General features: G+C 70.6%; 20 protein-coding genes. 13 read left to right on the top strand and 7 right to left on the bottom strand.

Annotation, left to right across the window (positions count from 1 at the left end):
- Positions 1-25 precede the first annotated feature (25 nt).
- The gene (locus KL771_RS17180) at positions 26-1,213 is read right to left on the bottom strand and encodes an MFS transporter (RefSeq protein ID WP_261969765.1); all 1,188 of its coding nucleotides are present in this window, start codon (positions 1,211-1,213) and stop codon (positions 26-28) included.
- Between the two features lie 160 nt (positions 1,214-1,373).
- On the opposite strand from KL771_RS17180, the gene KL771_RS17175 reads away from it, so the two are divergent.
- The 4 genes from KL771_RS17175 (at position 1,374) to KL771_RS17160 (ending at position 4,774) form a co-directional block, all read left to right on the top strand.
- A complete protein-coding gene (locus tag KL771_RS17175) occupies positions 1,374-1,739 on the top strand; it encodes an ArsR/SmtB family transcription factor (RefSeq protein WP_261969764.1) in 366 nt (121 codons plus the stop codon).
- Positions 1,720-2,277 carry an SRPBCC family protein gene (locus KL771_RS17170; RefSeq protein WP_261969763.1) on the top strand — a complete coding sequence of 186 codons (558 nt, stop codon included), beginning with the start codon at positions 1,720-1,722 and terminating at the stop codon, positions 2,275-2,277. The genes KL771_RS17175 and KL771_RS17170 overlap by 20 nt, the downstream gene beginning before the upstream one ends.
- A gap of 215 nt (positions 2,278-2,492) precedes the next feature.
- Positions 2,493-3,245, top strand: coding sequence for an ABC transporter ATP-binding protein (locus tag KL771_RS17165; RefSeq protein WP_261969762.1), 753 nt, complete (start codon positions 2,493-2,495; stop codon positions 3,243-3,245).
- On the top strand, positions 3,242-4,774 hold the full coding sequence (locus KL771_RS17160) for a permease (RefSeq protein WP_261969761.1): 1,533 nt from the start codon (positions 3,242-3,244) through the stop codon (positions 4,772-4,774). Before KL771_RS17165 ends, KL771_RS17160 begins: the two co-directional genes overlap by 4 nt.
- Positions 4,775-4,802: 28 nt before the next feature.
- Here KL771_RS17160 and KL771_RS17155 read toward each other — a convergent pair whose 3' ends face one another.
- On the bottom strand, positions 4,803-4,961 hold the full coding sequence (locus KL771_RS17155; RefSeq protein WP_261969760.1) for a DUF3309 domain-containing protein: 159 nt from the start codon (positions 4,959-4,961) through the stop codon (positions 4,803-4,805).
- A gap of 192 nt (positions 4,962-5,153) precedes the next feature.
- On the opposite strand from KL771_RS17155, the gene argJ reads away from it, so the two are divergent.
- The 3 genes from argJ to KL771_RS17140 all read left to right on the top strand — a co-directional run bounded on the left by argJ (position 5,154) and on the right by KL771_RS17140 (position 7,080).
- Positions 5,154-6,386 (top strand): bifunctional glutamate N-acetyltransferase/amino-acid acetyltransferase ArgJ, encoded by a 1,233-nt coding sequence (gene argJ / locus KL771_RS17150; protein ID WP_261969759.1) that lies wholly within the window; start codon positions 5,154-5,156, stop codon positions 6,384-6,386.
- 68 nt (positions 6,387-6,454) lie between these two features.
- Positions 6,455-6,856: an 8-oxo-dGTP diphosphatase MutT gene (gene mutT / locus KL771_RS17145; protein ID WP_261969758.1), complete on the top strand. Its 402-nt coding sequence runs from the start codon at positions 6,455-6,457 to the stop codon at positions 6,854-6,856.
- Positions 6,857-6,867: 11 nt separating this feature from the next.
- Entirely contained in the window at positions 6,868-7,080 is a 213-nt protein-coding gene (locus tag KL771_RS17140) for a Flp family type IVb pilin (RefSeq protein ID WP_261969757.1), read from the top strand.
- A 48-nt stretch (positions 7,081-7,128) separates the two neighbouring features.
- On the opposite strand, the gene KL771_RS17135 is transcribed toward KL771_RS17140, so the two are convergent.
- Entirely contained in the window at positions 7,129-8,037 is a 909-nt protein-coding gene (locus KL771_RS17135; RefSeq protein WP_261969756.1) for a methyltransferase domain-containing protein, read from the bottom strand.
- Positions 8,038-8,174: 137 nt separating this feature from the next.
- Here KL771_RS17135 and KL771_RS17130 point away from each other — a divergent pair, with 137 nt between their 5' ends.
- The 4 genes from KL771_RS17130 to KL771_RS17115 all read left to right on the top strand — a co-directional run bounded on the left by KL771_RS17130 (position 8,175) and on the right by KL771_RS17115 (position 10,745).
- Entirely contained in the window at positions 8,175-8,987 is an 813-nt protein-coding gene (locus KL771_RS17130; RefSeq protein WP_261969755.1) for a ComF family protein, read from the top strand.
- A 40-nt stretch (positions 8,988-9,027) separates the two neighbouring features.
- Positions 9,028-9,297, top strand: coding sequence for a glutaredoxin 3 (gene grxC, locus KL771_RS17125; protein ID WP_261969754.1), 270 nt, complete (start codon positions 9,028-9,030; stop codon positions 9,295-9,297).
- Positions 9,298-9,378: 81 nt separating this feature from the next.
- Positions 9,379-10,236, top strand: coding sequence for a carbon-nitrogen hydrolase family protein (locus KL771_RS17120; RefSeq protein WP_261969753.1), 858 nt, complete (start codon positions 9,379-9,381; stop codon positions 10,234-10,236).
- Positions 10,233-10,745 (top strand): DUF1178 family protein, encoded by a 513-nt coding sequence (locus tag KL771_RS17115; protein WP_261969752.1) that lies wholly within the window; start codon positions 10,233-10,235, stop codon positions 10,743-10,745. The genes KL771_RS17120 and KL771_RS17115 overlap by 4 nt, the downstream gene beginning before the upstream one ends.
- A 204-nt stretch (positions 10,746-10,949) precedes the next feature.
- Here KL771_RS17115 and KL771_RS17110 read toward each other — a convergent pair whose 3' ends face one another.
- The 4 genes from KL771_RS17110 to KL771_RS17095 form a co-directional block, all read right to left on the bottom strand.
- Positions 10,950-12,317: a L,D-transpeptidase family protein gene (locus KL771_RS17110; protein WP_261969751.1), complete on the bottom strand. Its 1,368-nt coding sequence runs from the start codon at positions 12,315-12,317 to the stop codon at positions 10,950-10,952.
- A gap of 228 nt (positions 12,318-12,545) precedes the next feature.
- Positions 12,546-13,499 carry an acetyl-CoA carboxylase carboxyltransferase subunit alpha gene (locus KL771_RS17105; RefSeq protein ID WP_261969750.1) on the bottom strand — a complete coding sequence of 318 codons (954 nt, stop codon included), beginning with the start codon at positions 13,497-13,499 and terminating at the stop codon, positions 12,546-12,548.
- 199 nt (positions 13,500-13,698) lie between these two features.
- The gene (locus tag KL771_RS17100) at positions 13,699-14,631 is read right to left on the bottom strand and encodes a site-specific tyrosine recombinase XerD (protein ID WP_261969749.1); all 933 of its coding nucleotides are present in this window, start codon (positions 14,629-14,631) and stop codon (positions 13,699-13,701) included.
- Between the two features lie 4 nt (positions 14,632-14,635).
- A complete protein-coding gene (locus tag KL771_RS17095) occupies positions 14,636-14,782 on the bottom strand; it encodes a histidine kinase (RefSeq protein ID WP_261969748.1) in 147 nt (48 codons plus the stop codon).
- A gap of 217 nt (positions 14,783-14,999) precedes the next feature.
- On the opposite strand from KL771_RS17095, the gene KL771_RS17090 reads away from it, so the two are divergent.
- Both KL771_RS17090 and aroB read left to right on the top strand, forming a co-directional pair.
- Positions 15,000-15,602 (top strand): shikimate kinase, encoded by a 603-nt coding sequence (locus KL771_RS17090; protein WP_261969747.1) that lies wholly within the window; start codon positions 15,000-15,002, stop codon positions 15,600-15,602.
- Positions 15,592-16,722, top strand: coding sequence for a 3-dehydroquinate synthase (aroB, locus tag KL771_RS17085; RefSeq protein ID WP_261969746.1), 1,131 nt, complete (start codon positions 15,592-15,594; stop codon positions 16,720-16,722). Before KL771_RS17090 ends, aroB begins: the two co-directional genes overlap by 11 nt.
- The last annotated feature ends 16 nt before the right edge of the window (positions 16,723-16,738 follow it).

Raw genomic sequence — 16,738 nt, 5'->3', positions numbered from 1 at the left:
CCGAGAAGACCTCTCTCTGGGCCGGTCAAGCCGGCCGGCGCCCGAACAGGGTGGCGAGTGCCAGGGCGGCGCCGGCGAAAAGCAGGCCGGCGCCGATCTCGTACATCAGCGGATAGTCGCCGGTGCGGCCGAGGAGCGTTGCGAACAGCGAGGCGGCGGCGGTCTGGGTGCCGGCGAAGCCCGAGGTCATCAGCCCCCAGGCCGCGCGCTGGCGGCCCGGGCCGGCCAGTTCGGCCGAATAGCCGGCGGTCAGCGAGGCGATGCCGGGGGTCAGGGCGCCGACCAGGATGGAGGAGACCGCGAGCGCCGGCAGGCCGGTCATGAAGACCGGCAGCAGCACGGCCGCCGCCTTGAGGAGGAAGAACAGGACCACGGCCGGACCGAAGCCGATCCACCCCGCCACGCGCGCCACCGCCAGGGGGCCGACCGCCGCGCCGATCCCGAACAGGATCCACTGCGTGCCGCCGACGCCGTAGCCGAGACCGAGTTCGCGCGCGACGTAGTCGACCCAGTAGACGGTGTGCGGCACGAAACCGGCCGCATCGAGCGCATAGGCGACGAACAGCAGCGCGACCGCCACCGGCCGGCGCATCGGTTCGGCCGGCGCCGCCGCGGCCGCGACCGGAACCGCGCCGGCGACCTGCCCCCAGATGCGCCAGGTCGCAACCGCGACCGCCGCGGAGGCGGCGGCCAGGATCATCCAGGCGGCGGCGACGCCGAGCCCGGCCAGCATCGGCACCAGCGTGCCCGAAAGCGCGATGCCGAGCCCGATGCCGGTGAACATCAACCCGACCATGCCGGCCCGCCGGGCCGGCGGCACCGCGGCCAGAATGGTCATCGGCGCCAGCACCATCACGACCGATCCCGTGAAGCCGGGCAGGAAGCGCCAGACGGCAAGCCAGATCAGGCCGAAATCGAAGGCCGAGGCCGCAAAGGAGGCCGCCGTGACGACCAGCGCGAGCCGGACCATGGCGGCGACCGGCACCCAGCGGGCGATCGGCACCGCCGTCAGCGCGCCGAGCAGATAGCCTGAGAAATTGGCCGAGGCGAGGTAGCCGGCGCCGGTCGGCGTGGTCCAGCCCTCATGGACCAGCGCCGGGACCAGGGCGGTATAGCCGAAGCGGGCGAAACCGATCACCACCAGGAGCGCGCCGAAGCAGGCCGCCGGCCCGGCCAGCGCCCATCCCGCACCGTTTTCGACCCGTTCCGTCACCCGCACCCGCCTCCATCCGACCAGCCATGTTGCGGCGCGGCACCCTGACAGGAGACGCCCGGGATCGCCAGACCGCCCTTCGCATGGGCGCCGCGCATTCCTCGCCCAATATGAAACCATTCGGTTGACAGTCCGTCGGCGATCCGACATATTCAACCACATGGTTGATGATCATTCCGCCCCGCTCGACGCCGTCTTCCACGCCCTCGCCGATCCGACCCGTCGGGCGATGTTGCGGCAATTGGCCGGCGGCGCGCGGTCGGTCGGCGACCTGGCGGCGCCGCACCCGATGTCGCTCGCCGCCGCCTCCAAGCATATCCGCGTGCTGGAGGATGCCGGGTTGATCCGGCGCGAGATCCGCGGCCGGCAGCATGTCTGCCGGCTCGATGCGACCCCGATGCATGCCGGCCAGGAATGGATCCGGCATTTCGAAAAGTTCTGGACCGAGCGGCTCGATGTCCTCGAGGCGCTGCTGCGGGCCGAGGATGCGGCCAAGGGAGAGACCGATGGGCAAGATGGAAACTGAAATCGGCGGCTTCGGGCGCCGGGTGACGGCCGACACGGTGGTGATCGAACGCCTCCTGCCGGGAACGGCCGCGCGCCTCTGGCGCTACCTGACCGAACCGGACCTGCGCCGCCAATGGCTGGCCGCCGGCGCCTTCGACCTGGTGCCGGGTGGCGCGATCGAACTGGTCTTCCGCAACAACGGCCTGACGCCCGGCGACGCGCCGCCGCCGGCCGGCTTCGAGCGCTTCGGCGAGGAGTCGCGGCTCGAAGGCATCGTCACCGAATGCGATCCGCCGCATTGCCTCGCCTATAGCTGGGGCCGCAGCGAGACCGCATCCCATGTCCGCTTCGATCTGGTCGAGACGGGCGGGAACGTGCGCCTGACCGTGACGCATAGCCGCCTCGCCGATCCGGGCGCCATGATCAACGTCTCGGCCGGCTGGCACAGCCATCTCGACCTTTTGGTCGCGCGCATCGACGACCGCGAGCCGGACGGCTTCTGGCGCCGCTTCGCCACGCTGGAGCCGATCTATCGCGAGCGCCTGTCCGGGATCTGAAAGAGAGGCGGGGTCGAGCCGCCGGCAGCGGACCGGCGACCTCCGGCCCGCGCGGGCAGGCCGGCGCCGGCCGCGGCCGGGCGGCAAGTCACCCCGGGTTTCGACGTCGGCGCCAAGGCTTCGTCAACCCTACCGGGTAACCCCGCCCTAACCGGAACGGCCTAGCGTCGCGCCCGACCCGAGCCGATCCGGCCCGGCCGCCGGAGCGCGACGCCATGCCGACCGACCCGCCTGCCCTCCGCGTCCGCGGCCTCGCCAAGAGCTTCGGCCGCCCGGCCGTGGCCGGACTGGACCTGGAGGTGCGGGCCGGCGAGTTCTACGCCCTGCTCGGCCCCAACGGTGCCGGCAAGACCACCTCGCTGCGCATGGTGGCGGGCCTGCTGCCGCCGGATGCCGGCTCGATCGAGATCTTCGGCATCGACGCCCGCCGCGATCCGATCGGCGCCAAGCGCATCACCGCCTGGGTTTCGGACGAACCGCTGGTCTACGACAAGCTGACCCCGGTCGAGTATCTCGAATTCGTCGCCGGGCTTTGGAGCTTGCCCGGCCCGGTTGCCGCCGCGCGCGCGGCCGACCTGATCGACTGGCTCGGCCTTGCCGCCCAGGCCCATCAGCGCTGCGAGGGCTTCTCCAAGGGCATGCGCCAGAAGGTGGCGCTGGCCGGGGCATTGATTCACGAGCCGCGCCTGATCATCCTCGACGAGCCGCTGACCGGGCTCGACGCCGGCTCGGCCCGACAGGTCAAGTCCGTCTTGCTGGAGCGGGTCGGCGCGGGCGCGACCATCATCATGACCACCCATATCCTCGAAGTGGCCGAGCGCATGGCCGAGCGTATCGGCGTCATCGCTGCCGGCCGGCTGATCGCTGAAGGCACGCTCGCCGAGTTGCACGCCGCCTCGGGCGCCCGCCACGGCACTCTGGAGGAGATCTTCCTCGATCTGGTCGCCGGCCAGGATCTGGCCGCGTGACGCGCCCCGGCAACCTGACCTGGTTCGCGCATCACGAGATGCGCCTCGCCTGGCGCGATTTCGTCGGCATGATGACCGCCGGCCGGCCGACGCGCCGCCGTCTGGTCTATGCGGCGCTGGCCGGCTTCGCCGCCTTCCTGCACCTGATCGCCTACGCGATCCTGGTTGCCGGCGGGCGCCTTCCGCTGATCCTCGACCGGACCACGCTGGTCGTCGCCACCGGCCTCGGTGCCGCCGCCTTCGCGCTGATGCTGTCGCAGGCCCTGGAATCGGTCACCCGTGCCTTTTATGCGCGCGGCGATCTCGACCTGATCCTGTCGTCGCCCACCGCCGCAGGACGCCTGTTCGCCGTCCGCATCGGCTCCGTGGCCCTGGCGACCGGCGCCATGACGGCCCTGCTGGCCGGGCCTTTCGTCAATGTGCTGGCCGTCTTCGACCGTCCGGGTTGGCTCGCCGCCTATCCGGTAATGGCCGCCGGCGGCGCGGTCGCCACCGGTCTCGCCGTGACGTTGACGGTCGGCCTGATCCGGCTGATCGGCCCGCGCCGGACCCGCTTCGCCGCGCAGGTGCTTGCCGCCGTGACCGGGGCAGCCTTCGTGATCGGCGTCCAGGTCGGCTCGATCCTGTCCTTCGGCCATCTCGACCGCACCTCCTTCCTGTCCTCGCCGGTCGTAACCCAGGCGATGCCGGCGGAGGCGAGCCTCCTCTATTGGCCGGCGCGCGCCGCCGCCGGCGAAGCCGGGCCGCTCGCCGCCACGCTCGGGTTCGGCGCGCTCGTCCTGATCGGCGCGATCCTCGCCTTTGCCGGGCAGTTCGGCGCGCTGGCGCTGACCACCGCCGGGACGGCCGATGCTGCCGCGCCATCCGCGCACGGCACCGCCTTTCGTGGACCGTCTTCGCCCGCCGCCGCGCTTCGGCGCAAGGAATGGCGGCTGGTCGCGCGCGATCCCTGGCTCCTGTCGCAGACGCTGATGCAGCTTCTCTACCTGCTGCCGCCGGCCTTTCTGCTCTGGCGCAATTTCGGCGACCGTACCGGCGCGCTCGTGGTGCTGGTGCCGGTGCTGGTGATGGCGGCCGGCCAACTCGCCGGCGGTCTCGCCTGGCTGACCATCTCGGGCGAAGACGCGCCCGACCTGGTCGCGACCGCCCCGGTGCCGGCCGCAACCGCGACCCGCGCCAAGGCCGGCGCGGTGATCGCCGCCATCTCGGTGGTGATCCTGCCCTTCTCGGGCGCCATGGCGGTCTCGTCGCCCTTCGAGGCGACGATGATGGCGACATTCGCTGCCGCCGCCGCCCTGTCGGCGATCGCCATCCAGCTTCTGTTCCGGACGCGCGCGCGGCGCAGCCAGTTCCGACGCCGGCAGACGGCGTCCCGCTTCTCCACCTTCGCCGAGGCCTTCTCGTCGATCGCCTGGGCCGGCGGTGCGGCCCTGGCGGCGGCGGGCACCTGGCTCGCCGCGATCCCTGCGGGTCTCGCCCTGGCGGTGGTCGGGGCCGCCTGGCTGGCAAGCCCCTCGCGCGAAGGCTGAGCGCCGCCGAGCGGCCGCCTGGCAGGACTTATATGCGCCCGATCAGCACCAGGATCAGAATGACGATCAGGACCGTGCCGAGCACGCCCGATGGCCCGTAGCCCCAACCGCGGCTGTGGGGCCAACTCGGGATGGCGCCGATCAGCATCAGGATCAGGATGACGATCAGAATGGTGCCGAGTGTCATGGGTCTCTCCCTCGTGAGGTGCCGCTTGCGGCGTCGCTTGAGGTAACCCGGCGGATCGGAAGTGGTTCCGCGCTTGTGATCACGATCCGCCGCCGGCGGCAGACGGCCGTCATCCCGGGCGCCACGGAACTGTCGCTTGAGCCCGCCCCGATCGGCCGCTAAACCGGGGCGCCGACCATCGAGGATCCTGCCATGGCCCATGCCGTTTCGCCGCTCGCCCCGAAGACCGTGCCGGAGATGCCCGCCGTGCCGGGGGTTCGTTTTGCGACCGCCGCGGCGGGCATCAAGTACAAGGGGCGCACCGACGTGCTGCTGGTCGCGCTCGACGAGGGCACCGAGGTGGCGGGCGTCTTCACCACCTCGAAATGCCCCTCCGCCCCGGTCGACTGGTGCCGGCGCAGCCTCGCGCAGGGCCGTGCGCGCGCCGTGCTGGTCAATTCCGGCAACGCCAATGCCTTCACGGGCGCCAAGGGCGTCGCCACCGTCGAGGCGACCGCCGCCGGCGCCGGGGCCTTCGTCGGCTGCGATCCGGCAGAGATCTTCCTCGCCTCCACGGGCGTGATCGGCGAGCCGCTCGACGCGGGCAAGATCCTGGCCGTGCTGCCCGATGCCGCCGCCCGTCTCGCCGACGGTCCCTGGATCGAGGCCGCCAAGGCGATCATGACCACCGACACCTTCCCGAAGGTGGCGACCGCGCGGGCGCAGATCGGCGATACCGACGTGGTCCTCTGCGGCATCGCCAAGGGCGCCGGCATGATCGCCCCCGACATGGCCACCATGCTGTCCTTCGTCTTCACCGATGCGGCCATCGCCGCGCCGGTCCTGCAGGACCTGCTGTCGGCCGCCGTGGTCGACAGCTTCAATGCGGTCACGGTCGACGGCGACACCTCGACTTCCGACACGCTGCTCCTGTTCGCGACGGGCAAGTCCGGCGCCCCGCGCATCGACGATCCGGCCGACCCGCGTCTCGGCGCATTCCGTGCCGCGCTCGACGCGGTCACGCTCGATCTCGCCCGGCAGGTCGCCCGCGACGGCGAGGGCGCGCGCAAGTTCGTCGAAGTGACGGTGGAAGGCGCCGTCTCCAAGGCCTCGGCGCGGCGCATCGCCATGTCGGTTGCCAATTCGCCGCTGGTCAAGACCGCGGTCGCCGGCGAGGACGCCAATTGGGGCCGCATCGTCATGGCGGTCGGCAAGGCCGGCGAGCCGGCCGACCGCGACCGGCTCGCGATCTGGTTCGGCGAAACCCGTGTCGCCGTCGACGGCGCGCGCGACCCGGACTATTCGGAGGCCGCCGCCAGCGCCCACATGCAGGGCGACCATATCCGCATCCGCATCGCGCTCGGCCTCGGCGAGGGACGCGACACGACCTACACCTGCGACCTGACCAAGGAGTATGTCGCCATCAACGGCGACTATCGCAGTTGATACGAATTGTTTCGAAACAGCGTATCCATCCCGTTAAGCAACCTTGCGCGTAAAGGATGCGCTGAATCATGACGAAGCTCGTGCTCGTGGCAGCGGTGGCCTTGATCGATCCCGACGGCCGGATCCTCCTGGCTCAGCGGCCGCCCGGCAAGTCCATGGAAGGATTGTGGGAATTCCCCGGCGGCAAGGTCGAGCCGGGGGAAAGCCCCGAGGCGGCGCTGATCCGCGAACTCGACGAGGAACTGGGCATCACGGTTAAGAGCGAGTGTCTCGCCCCCCTGACCTTTGCCAGCCATGTTTATCCCAATTTTCACTTGCTGATGCCACTATGGGTCTGTCGGCGCTGGACCGGCATGGTCGTGGCGCGCGAGGGACAGGCCCTGAAATGGGTTCGGCCTCGCGATCTCCGGGACTATCCCATGCCGCCGGCCGATGAACCGCTGATCCCGCATCTCGTCGATCTGATCTGACGGAAACCGCGATGACCGTTGCCTCGACCGTCGCCTCATTCGTGCGCAGCCGCCTCTCGGCTCTCCGCACCGACGAGTTCGGCGCGACGTCGATCGAGTACGGGCTGATCGCCAGCCTGGTGGTGATCGTGATCATCGCCGGCATCACCGGATTCGGCGAGCAGCTTGCCGCGCAGTGGGACTGGGTCAGCGGCCTGATCCGCTCGAATGTGAAATCGAGCTGAATCGCCGCGTGCCGGAACAGAGGCGCACCAGCCGTCGCCAAGCCCCGTTCACTCGATCCCGTCCGCAGTCTCGCCGCCGGACCGCTCGACCGTTCCGAGCGCATCGGCGAGCCTGACGGTCGCCGAACCGCGCCGGGCCGGCTTCTGCTGGCTTTCGTGCGGCGCCCAGCCCGATGCCGACACGATCTCGAAGGTCGCCCGGATGCGCCCGTCCGGATCGGCATGGCGCTCGGCATAAAGTGCGGCGGCGCGCAGGAACAGGCCGCGGCCGGCCGGCTTGCGGCTGCGTTCGGCCAGGATGCTGGTCGCCCCCATGGCACGCAGGTCGAGCATCAGCGCGAACATGTCGTCATAGCGCACGGTCATCCGGTCGACATCCGTGACCGGCAGCGCGAAGCCGGCCCGCTGCAGAAGGCCGCCGAGATCGCGGATGTCGACGAAGGGTGCTACGCGCGGGCTCGCGCCGTTCGTCGTCTCGGCCTCGGCGGCGATCAGGCTGCGGCGCAGTTCCGACAGCGTCTCACCGCCCGGCAGCGCCGCGAGCAGAAGCCCGTCCGGCCGCAGCGCCCGCCGGATCTGAACGAGCGCACCCGGGAGATCGTCGAGCCAGTGCAACGCAAGCGGCGCCACGACGAGATCCAGCGCACCGTCGCGAAACGGCAGCAGGGCTTCGTCGGCGATCAGGTCGCCGCGTCCCGCCGGCGGCGGATCGGCCGGCGGCAGGACCTCCACGACATGCTCGACCTTGCCGGAGGCCCGCAGCATCGCGGCCGTCCGGCCGGTCGGATCGCCGAGCGCGACGGCGACGGGAAAGCGCCGGCTCACCGTCGCCAGCCGGTCGGCGAGATCCTCGACCACGCGGGCCATCAGGAAATCGGCGCCCGGCCGGGCCTCGCGGAGCGCACGGCCGCGCCGACGGGCGAGCAGCGCGCGGTCGAAGATCGGCGGTACGGTCATGCGGGTTCAGGCCTCGTGCTGACCGCGGCTATATGGGCCGGCCGCGCGCGAAGGTCAAAGCCGAGCGGACAGACAGCGGCCCGCACCGGCTCCCGGGCGCTCTGGGCGCGGGCGTGCCAGTGCGTTATGGTTGCACTATGGACCCGCACATCCCGTTCCGCCGCCTGTTCGACCGCGCCCGCGAGGCTGGTGGGCACGGGCTTGTCGCCGGGGCGGCCGGGCTCTTCCGGCGCGGGCTGGATTTCGTGCTGCCGCCGGTCTGCAGCCAGTGCCGGATCCCGGTCGCCGAGCCGCACAGCCTCTGTGCCGCCTGCTGGGCCGACCTGCGCCTGATCGAACGCCCCTATTGCGAGCAGCTCGGCATTCCGTTCGGCTACGACCTCGGCCCCGGCGCGCTCTCGGCCGAGGCTATCGCCGATCCGCCGCCTTTCGACAAGGCACGCGCGGCCGTGCTCTACGAGGGGATGGCGGCCGAACTGGTCCACCGGCTCAAGTATCAGGACCGCACCGAGCTCGGCCGCCTGATCGGGCGCCTGACGGCGCGGGCCGGCACCGACCTCTTCCCCCGCGCGGGGCTGATCGTGCCCGTGCCGCTGCATCCGAGCCGGCTGCTGACGCGCAAGTTCAACCAATCGCAGCTGATCGCCGCCGAGCTCGGGCGCCAATGCGGGCTTCCGGTCGACCCGCTCGCGCTCGCTCGCGTCAAGGCGACCGACCGCCAGGTCGGGCTCAATCCGCGCGAGCGCGCCGAAAATGTCGCCGGCGCCTTCCGGGTGCCGCCGGCCGCCAAGGCGCGCATCGCCGGGACGCATATCCTCCTCGTCGACGACGTGCTGACCACGGGCGCCACCGTCAAGGCCGCCACGCGTGCGCTGAAACGCGGCGGTGCGGCCGCCGTCGACGTGATCACCTTCGCGCGGGTTGCCGCGGCCGGAACCTTGCATATATGACGGAGATCGGTCACACCGGCCCTCCACCCGGATCCGCACCATGGCAGCCGTCGTCATCTACACGCGTGAATTCTGCGGCTATTGCAGTGCCGCCAAGGCGCTTCTCGACCGCAAGGGCGTCGCCTACGAAGAGAAGGACGCGACCGGATCGCCCGCCCTGCGCCGGGAGATGATGGACCGTTCCGGCCGGACCACCTTTCCGCAGATCTTCGTCGGTGCGACCCATGTCGGCGGCTGCGACGACCTGCATGCTCTCGATCGCGCCGGCCGCCTCGATCCGTTGCTGGCGTCCGCCCAGGCGCACGGCTAGCCTTTCCGCATCCGCCGCGGCCGACCCGGCCCATCAACCCGACTGGCCGGTTTCGAAAGCCGGCCCCTTCCGGTGAGTGCCATGACCCAATTCCGCGCCGCGCTCGTCCAGACCACGGCCTCGCGCTCGGTCGAGGCCAATATCGCGGCCGTCGAAGCGCTGGTGCGCGAGGCCGCTGCGGCCGGTGCGCAGTATGTGCAGACGCCGGAAAACACCAACATCATGGAGCATAACGGCGATCGCCTGTTCGCGGCACTGACCGAAGAGGCGGCCGACCCGACCCTGGCGCGGCTCCGCGCCGTTGCCGCCGAATTGGGCATCTGGCTGCATGTCGGCTCGCTGGCCATCAAGGTCGCGGAGGCCAAGGCCGCCAACCGCGCTTTCGTGATCGCCCCGGACGGTTCGGTCGCGGCGCGCTACGACAAGATCCATCTCTTCGACGTCGACCTGGTCGGCGGCGAGAGCTATCGCGAGAGCAACCGCATCCGCCCGGGCGCGGAATCCGTCACGGTCGACCTGCCGTGGGGGCGGCTCGGTCTCGCCATCTGCTACGATCTGCGCTTCCCGCAGCTGTTCCGGGCGCTGGCCCGCGAGGCCGGCGCCGACATTCTGAGCGTTCCGGCGGCCTTCACGCAGCAGACCGGCGAAGCCCACTGGCATGTCCTGCTGCGCGCCCGGGCGATCGAAAACGGAGCCTGGGTGTTTGCCGCCGCGCAGAGCGGCCTGCACGAGAACGGCCGTTCGACCTACGGCCACAGCCTGATCGTCGACCCCTGGGGCCGGATCGTCGCCGAGGCGGCCGATGGTCCCGGCATCGCGATCGCCGATATCGATCTCGGCCTCGTCGCCGAGGCGCGCGGACGCATCCCGGCCCTCCGGCACGACCGCCCCTTCGCGGCCGCACCGGCTTTGCCCGTCGAGCTCAAGGCCGCCCCATGATCCATTACGCGCTGATCTGCCCGACGGAGCACGAATTCGAAGGCTGGTTCCGGTCCTCGTCCGATTTCGAGGCCCAGGCCGCCGCCGGCCACGTTTCCTGCCCGGTCTGCGGCTCGACCCAGGTCGCACGCGCCCTGATGGCGCCGAATGTCCAGCCCGCACGCGGCCGCGCCGCCGTCCCGGCGACCGAGACCGCCACCGGTAGCGCACCCGCACCCGCCGCTGCGCCGGTGCCCGTACCGGCCGCCGCCGCGGCCCCGCCGGCTGTCGTCGCGCCCCATCCGGCCCAGGCGGCGCTTCTGGCCGCGCTCAAGGAAATCCGCGCCAAGGTGCTGGAGAATGCCGACTATGTCGGCGCCGACTTCGCCGAGGAGGCCCGCCGCATCCACTACGGCGAAAGCGAGCAGCGCGGCATCTACGGCGAGGCCAGCGCCGAGGAGGCCGAGGCGCTGATCGAAGAGGGCATCGACGTGCACGCCCTGCCGATCCTGCCCGACGACCGCAACTGATCGGTCTGAACCGTCAGACCGCCGCGGCATGTGGAACGGTCGGACGGATCGGGCCGAACGCCGGCGGTTCTGCGGACCCGCGGCCATCCTCGCCGGCAGTGCGTCTCGAACCGGCGCGATCGCGCCGACGGGTCCCGCCAAGGGCTGGCGACAACGGTCATGCCGGGCGTTGGCGATGTCGGAAAGGCGATGTCGGAAAGGCGATCAGCCGCCGAACGGATTGAGCCGCTGCCAGATGGACCGCTCCGGCTTCGGGGCCGCCGCGGCGGCGACCGGCGCGGGCGCGGGAGCCGCGACGACCGCCGGCTTGCTGCCGACCGGAGCGGGCGCAACCGCGGGCCGCGGCGGCGCTGCCGGCATCACCACGGCGGTGCTGGCGGGTACGGCCGCGGTCGTCGCAACCGCTCCGGCCCTGGCGGCTCCGGTCGTCTCGCCGTCGGATTTCGAGGCGAAGCCGAACCACGATCCGACGCCCTGGTCGGCCTTGGCGACCTCCACCGGCTGCGACGGAATCCGGCCCGGGGCCGCCCGCGGGACCGGCACGGCGATCGGGGTCCGAGCCGCCCCGGCGGAACCGGTCGTCGCCGGCGCCCCCTCACCCTGACCGCTGCGGAAGATCGACGCCATCAGGCTACCGCCTTCGCGCTTCGGCTTGGATTCCTCGAGGCGCCGATCGAGTTCCTCCTGGGTCGCCTTGCGCTCCTTCTCGTCGAGCGCGGCAATGACGGTGGAGCGTTCGGCCTCGTCCGCCTTGGACTTGGCGGCCACCAGCGTCGCGATATGCGAGGGCACCTCGTAGGCCGGGCAGGCGCCGACCGCGTTGAAGCTCGACATGGCCGGGTCCTTCGGCTGCGCATTGAAGACGTAGCGCTTCTCGCAGACATCGACCTTGGGCTCGATCTTGGTCACCTCGAAGTGGTCGTAACCTTCCTTCAGGTTGCGCCAGAACGGCATGTTCGGATTGTTCCGGTTGCGCGCCATGTTCTGGGCGGTCATGCGGAACGGGAAGGACTGCACCTGGAAGGAGGGCTGGCCGCCGGCAAAGGCCTCGCGGGCCAGCGCATAGATCTCCTCGACCTGCGCATCCGTCATGGCGAAGCAGCCTGCCGACGAGCAGGCGCCATGCACCATGATCGCGTCGCCGGTGCGGCCATAGGCGCGGTCGAAGGCGTTCGGGAAGCCGACATCATAGGACAGGTAGTATTGCGAATTCGGGTTCATACGGCTGGGGGTGACCGTGTAGAAACCCTCCGGCGACTGCTTGTCACCCTGCCGGATCTTCGGCCCGATGGTGCCGCCCCAGGCGCAGATCTTGTAATCCTTGAGCAGGGCATAGCGGCCGGTCTTGTCGCGCTTCCAGACTTCGAGCACCGAATCCTGCTTGAAGATGCGGACGAGGATCGGGTCCTCCTTGCGCATTCCCTTCTCGGCCATCAGTTCGAGCATGTCCTGGCGCAGCGGCCGTATCGACTTGCCGTTCTGCTCGATCAGTCCATGCTCTTCCTGGCAGGCGACCAGCCCGAAAGCGACCGCCGAGATGGCGAGAAGGCGAAGAGCCGGCTTGAAGACCATCCGAGTACCACCCAAAACGCGGTTCCGGCCGCGAGACTGCGTCAGCCGAACCGAAACACCCTCGCCCCACACTGCCGCGGGACCGATCGATAGACTAGCGACCGTTTCGTTGACGGCTTGTTAACGGTCGCGGACACCCGCGCGTCGCCGCCCGACACTAGCCCAAGATTCGCACGGCAGCAAAACCGTTTGCAACCGGATTGCCGCCCATTTGCGGCGGCTTCGGCATCACAGCACGCGGCCGATGGCCAGGAACTTTTCGCGCCGCTGACGGCGGACATCCTCCCGCGACAGACCGGCCATGGCGCCGAACGCCTCGGCGATCGCCGCCCCTGCGGCATCGATCACCGCCTCCGGCGCGCGGTGGGCGCCGCCGAGCGGCTCCGGGATGACCCCATCGACGACCTTGAACCGGATCAGATCCTGCGCGGTGATCTTCATGTTGGTGGCCGCATCCTGGGCGCGCGCCGGGTCGCGCCACAGGATCGAGGCCGCCCCTTCCGGCGAGATCACGCTGTAGATGGCATGTTCCAGCATCAGCACCCGGTTGGCCGTGGCGATCGCGATGGCGCCGCCCGAGCCGCCCTCGCCGATGATCAGCGCCACGTTGGGCACGCCGATGTTGAGGCAGGCCTCGGTCGAGCGCGCGATCGCCTCAGCCTGGCCGCGCTCTTCCGCACCGATGCCCGGATAGGCGCCGGCCGTATCGACCAGGCTGATCACCGGCACATCGAAACGGTCGGCCAGTTCCATCAGCCGCACGGCCTTCCGATAGCCCTCGGGCCGCGCCATGCCGAAATTGTGGCGGATGCGGCTCGCCGTGTCCGATCCCTTCTCGTGCCCGATGACGGCGACCGACTGGCCGCGAAACCGCCCGAAGCCGCCGAGGATCGCCGCATCCTCGGCGAATTTCCGATCGCCGGAGAGCGGCGTGAAGTCTTCGATCAGGCGCTCCACGTAATCGACGAAATGCGGGCGGTCCGGATGCCGGGCAATCTGCGTCTTCTGCCAGGGCGTCAGCTTCTGGTAGATTTCCTGCAGCGCCTGGGTGGCCTTGATCTCGAGCCGTCCGATCTCCTCCGTCACGTCGACCGCTTCGCCGCGCTCCGCCAGGACACGCAGTTCCTGGATCTGCCCTTCGAGATCGGCGACGGGCTTTTCGAATTCGAGATAGCTGCGCATGAAGGGTTGGCTCGGTCGGCTTGTTCGGGGGCTTAGGCCTGGGACCCGGCCCGGCGGAACGCTGTTCGGAGAGACGCGGCTCGATCGGCTGGGACGGCCTGCAGGCCGCCCGCGCGGCCGGAGACAGGCCACGGGTCTGCGGCGATGTCAAGGCAGGTCGCGCCGCCGGCTCCCGGACCGGGCATTCGTGCCGGGCGCCTCACCCGGCGAGCGGATGATGGGTGGCGACCAGTTGCTTCAGGCGCTCTTCCAGGACGTGGGTATAGATCTGCGTGGTCGAAATGTCGGCATGGCCGAGCAGTTCCTGCAGGACGCGCAGGTCGGCGCCGTTCTCCAGGATGTGGCTGGCGAAGGCATGGCGCAGGACGTGCGGGGAGATCGCCGACGGCGGCAGGCCGGCGCGGGCGGCGGCGGCCTTCAGGTCGCGCGCGAAGGCCTGGCGGGTGACATGGCCCTCCTCGCTCCAGGACGGGAACAGCCAGCGCCCCGTGCCCGCCTTGCCGGCGGCGCGCACCGCCTCCTGGTAGCGGCGCATGGCCTCGCGGGCCCGGCCGCCGATCGGCACCATGCGTTCCTTGCCGCCCTTGCCGCGCACCACCACGACGGGCAGGTCGCCGCGCGCCGCCGAGGCCGGCAGGCCGATCAGTTCGCTGACGCGCAGGCCGGTCGCATAGGCGATCTCGATCAGGGCCTGCAGGCGGAGCGCCCGGAGCCGGGCGGCCGGCGACAGGTCGGGCCGCTCGCAATCCGCCGCCACGGCACCGAGCAGGTCGTCGACGGCGGCCCGCGACAGGGTCTTCGGCAGCGGCCGGCCGCGCCGCGGACCGTCGACCGGGCCGGTCGGATCGGTCGGGCGCACGCCTTCGGCATAGAGGAATTTCTGGAACTGGCGGATCGCGGACAAACGCCGGCGCTGGGTCGAAGCCGTGAAGCCGCGCCCGGCGAGATCGGCCAGATAGTCGCGGATATCGTCGCTGGCGGCCGCCTGGATGCCGAGACCGCGCGCGCCGAGGAAGCCGGAAAAGTCGTCCAGATCGCGCCGGTAGGAGTCGAGCGTGTTCTTCGCGGCACCGCGCTCCACCGCCATCATTTCAAGAAAGGTCTCGACGTGATGACGGCCGCGCGCAGCCACGGGACTATTGTTCCCGGAAGCGGTCGGACGGGACCCGGATGGTGATTTCGCGCGGCTTCGGCTCGACATAGTTGGCGAGATAGTACATCCCGGCAAAGGTCACGATGCCGAGGACGAGGAGCACCACGAGAAACTTGATGAGGCTGGGCATGACGGGCGCCGGGCCTCCTGTCGGGTGGCGGTCGGGCGGAGGGCTTCGGGCCACGGCCGCATCGAATCGGTCGCAGCCTCTTTTCTGTCCGATGCGGCAGCGCAGCGCAAGGCGGCCCGTGCCGACATCGACGCTCGACTGCCTTGACGCGGGCGCCGCCATGGTCTCAAAGCGTCCGACCGGATAGGCTTTGGGCTGGGGAGGCCCGGCGAGGGCGATGCAGGCCGAAGCGAAGCGCAGCAGCGACGAAGAGAGAGCCCGGCGGATCGTCGGGCGGCTCGGGCGGCGTTCGATCGTGCTGGTCGGCATGATGGGCGCCGGCAAGACGACCGTCGGCCGTCGCCTCGCCCAGCGGCTCGGCCTGCCCTTCGTCGATGCCGACGTGGAGATCGAGCGGGCCGCTGCGAAGACCATTCCGGAGATCTTCGCGGAGCATGGCGAGTCCTATTTCCGCGACGGCGAAAGACGCGTCATCCGCCGCCTGCTCGGCGAGGGGCCGCAGGTTCTGGCCACCGGCGGCGGCGCCTGGATGAATGCCGACACCCGTGCCTCGGTCGCCGAGGCCGGTCTGTCGATCTGGCTGAAGGCCGATTTCGAGGTGCTGGCCGGCCGGGTCCGGCGCAAGGCCAACCGCCCCCTGCTCGACACCACCGACCCGGACGAGACGCTGCGCCGCCTGATGCGCGACCGCTACCCGGTCTATGCGCTCGCCGATATCGCCGTGCACTCCCGCGACGTTTCCCACGACCTCGTCGCCGAAGAGATCATCGCCGCGATCGAGGCTCGCCTCGACGCCCGAGAGGACCCTGATGACTCGTGAACCCGCCCGCCTCGCCGCTGCCGAGACCGTCGCCGTCGAACTCGGCGAGCGCGGCTACGACATTCTGATCGGACCGGGGCTGATCGCCGGGGCGGGTCCGGAGCTGGCGCGTCGGTTTCCGGGCGCGCGCTACGCCATCGTCACCGACGAGACCGTCGCCGGCCATCACCTGGAGCCGCTGGCGGCGAGCCTGACCGATGCCGGCCTCGCCTATTCGTCGATCGTCATCACGCCCGGCGAGGCCTCGAAGAGCTTCGAAGTGTTCGGCGATGTGGTCGACGGCGTCCTGTCGGCCCGCCTGGAGCGCGGCGATCTCCTGATCGCGCTCGGCGGCGGCGTGGTCGGCGATCTGGTCGGCTTCGTTGCCGGCGTGGTCCGGCGCGGTATGCGCTTCGTGCAGGTGCCGACGACGCTGCTCGCCCAGGTCGACAGCTCGGTCGGCGGCAAGACCGGCATCAACACCCGGCACGGCAAGAACCTGGTCGGCGTCTTCCACCAGCCGAGCCTGGTGCTCGCCGATACCGGTGCGCTCGACACGCTGGCCCCGCGCGACTTCCGCGCCGGCTATGCGGAGGTCGCCAAATACGGCCTGATCGACGATCCGGCCTTCTTCGCCTGGCTCGAGACGCACTGGCAGGAGGTCTTTGCCGGCGGCGCCGCCCGAATCCAGGCCGTCGCCACGAGTTGCCGGGCCAAGGCGCATGTCGTCAGGATCGACGAGAAGGAGACCGGCCCGCGCGCGCTGCTCAATCTCGGCCACACCTTCGGCCATGCGCTGGAGGCCATCACCGGCTATGACGGCAGCCGTCTGGTGCATGGCGAAGCGGTCTCGATCGGGATGGTCCTGGCGCACGACTTCTCGGTGCGTATGAATCTGTGTTCGCCGGACGATGCCGCGCGGGCGCGCGCGCATCTGGAGGCGATCGGCCTGCCGGTCTCGCCGCGCCAGGTTCCCGGCGGCGTCGGCACGGCCGACGACCTGATGGCGGCGATCTTCCAGGACAAGAAGGTCAAGCGCGGCCGGCTGACCTTCATCCTGACCCGCGGCATCGGGCAGAGCTTCATCGCCGACGATGTCGCGCCCGATGTGGTCCGCGCCTTCCTGGCCGAGCAGATCTGAGCAGCCGCCGCCCGCC

The organism is Prosthecodimorpha staleyi (genome assembly GCF_018729455.1).
GTDB lineage: Bacteria > Pseudomonadota > Alphaproteobacteria > Rhizobiales > Ancalomicrobiaceae > Prosthecodimorpha > Prosthecodimorpha staleyi.
The sequence above is the reverse complement of the archived record's forward strand: the minus strand, read 5'-3'. Positions and strand labels throughout refer to the sequence as shown.

Coding starts and splice junctions, on each gene's coding strand:
- KL771_RS17110 (WP_261969751.1), bottom strand. CDS start 12,317: ATGGTCTTCAAGCCGGCTCTTCGCCTTCTCGCCATCTCGGCGGTCGCT.
- grxC (WP_261969754.1), top strand. CDS start 9,028: ATGGCAGCCGTCGTCATCTACACGCGTGAATTCTGCGGCTATTGCAGT.
- aroB (WP_261969746.1), top strand. CDS start 15,592: ATGACTCGTGAACCCGCCCGCCTCGCCGCTGCCGAGACCGTCGCCGTC.
- KL771_RS17115 (WP_261969752.1), top strand. CDS start 10,233: ATGATCCATTACGCGCTGATCTGCCCGACGGAGCACGAATTCGAAGGC.
- KL771_RS17155 (WP_261969760.1), bottom strand. CDS start 4,961: ATGACACTCGGCACCATTCTGATCGTCATCCTGATCCTGATGCTGATC.
- KL771_RS17135 (WP_261969756.1), bottom strand. CDS start 8,037: ATGACCGTACCGCCGATCTTCGACCGCGCGCTGCTCGCCCGTCGGCGC.
- KL771_RS17120 (WP_261969753.1), top strand. CDS start 9,379: ATGACCCAATTCCGCGCCGCGCTCGTCCAGACCACGGCCTCGCGCTCG.
- KL771_RS17175 (WP_261969764.1), top strand. CDS start 1,374: ATGGTTGATGATCATTCCGCCCCGCTCGACGCCGTCTTCCACGCCCTC.
- KL771_RS17095 (WP_261969748.1), bottom strand. CDS start 14,782: ATGCCCAGCCTCATCAAGTTTCTCGTGGTGCTCCTCGTCCTCGGCATC.
- KL771_RS17105 (WP_261969750.1), bottom strand. CDS start 13,499: ATGCGCAGCTATCTCGAATTCGAAAAGCCCGTCGCCGATCTCGAAGGG.
- KL771_RS17140 (WP_261969757.1), top strand. CDS start 6,868: ATGACCGTTGCCTCGACCGTCGCCTCATTCGTGCGCAGCCGCCTCTCG.
- KL771_RS17090 (WP_261969747.1), top strand. CDS start 15,000: ATGCAGGCCGAAGCGAAGCGCAGCAGCGACGAAGAGAGAGCCCGGCGG.
- argJ (WP_261969759.1), top strand. CDS start 5,154: ATGGCCCATGCCGTTTCGCCGCTCGCCCCGAAGACCGTGCCGGAGATG.
- KL771_RS17130 (WP_261969755.1), top strand. CDS start 8,175: ATGGACCCGCACATCCCGTTCCGCCGCCTGTTCGACCGCGCCCGCGAG.
- KL771_RS17165 (WP_261969762.1), top strand. CDS start 2,493: ATGCCGACCGACCCGCCTGCCCTCCGCGTCCGCGGCCTCGCCAAGAGC.
- KL771_RS17170 (WP_261969763.1), top strand. CDS start 1,720: ATGGGCAAGATGGAAACTGAAATCGGCGGCTTCGGGCGCCGGGTGACG.
- mutT (WP_261969758.1), top strand. CDS start 6,455: ATGACGAAGCTCGTGCTCGTGGCAGCGGTGGCCTTGATCGATCCCGAC.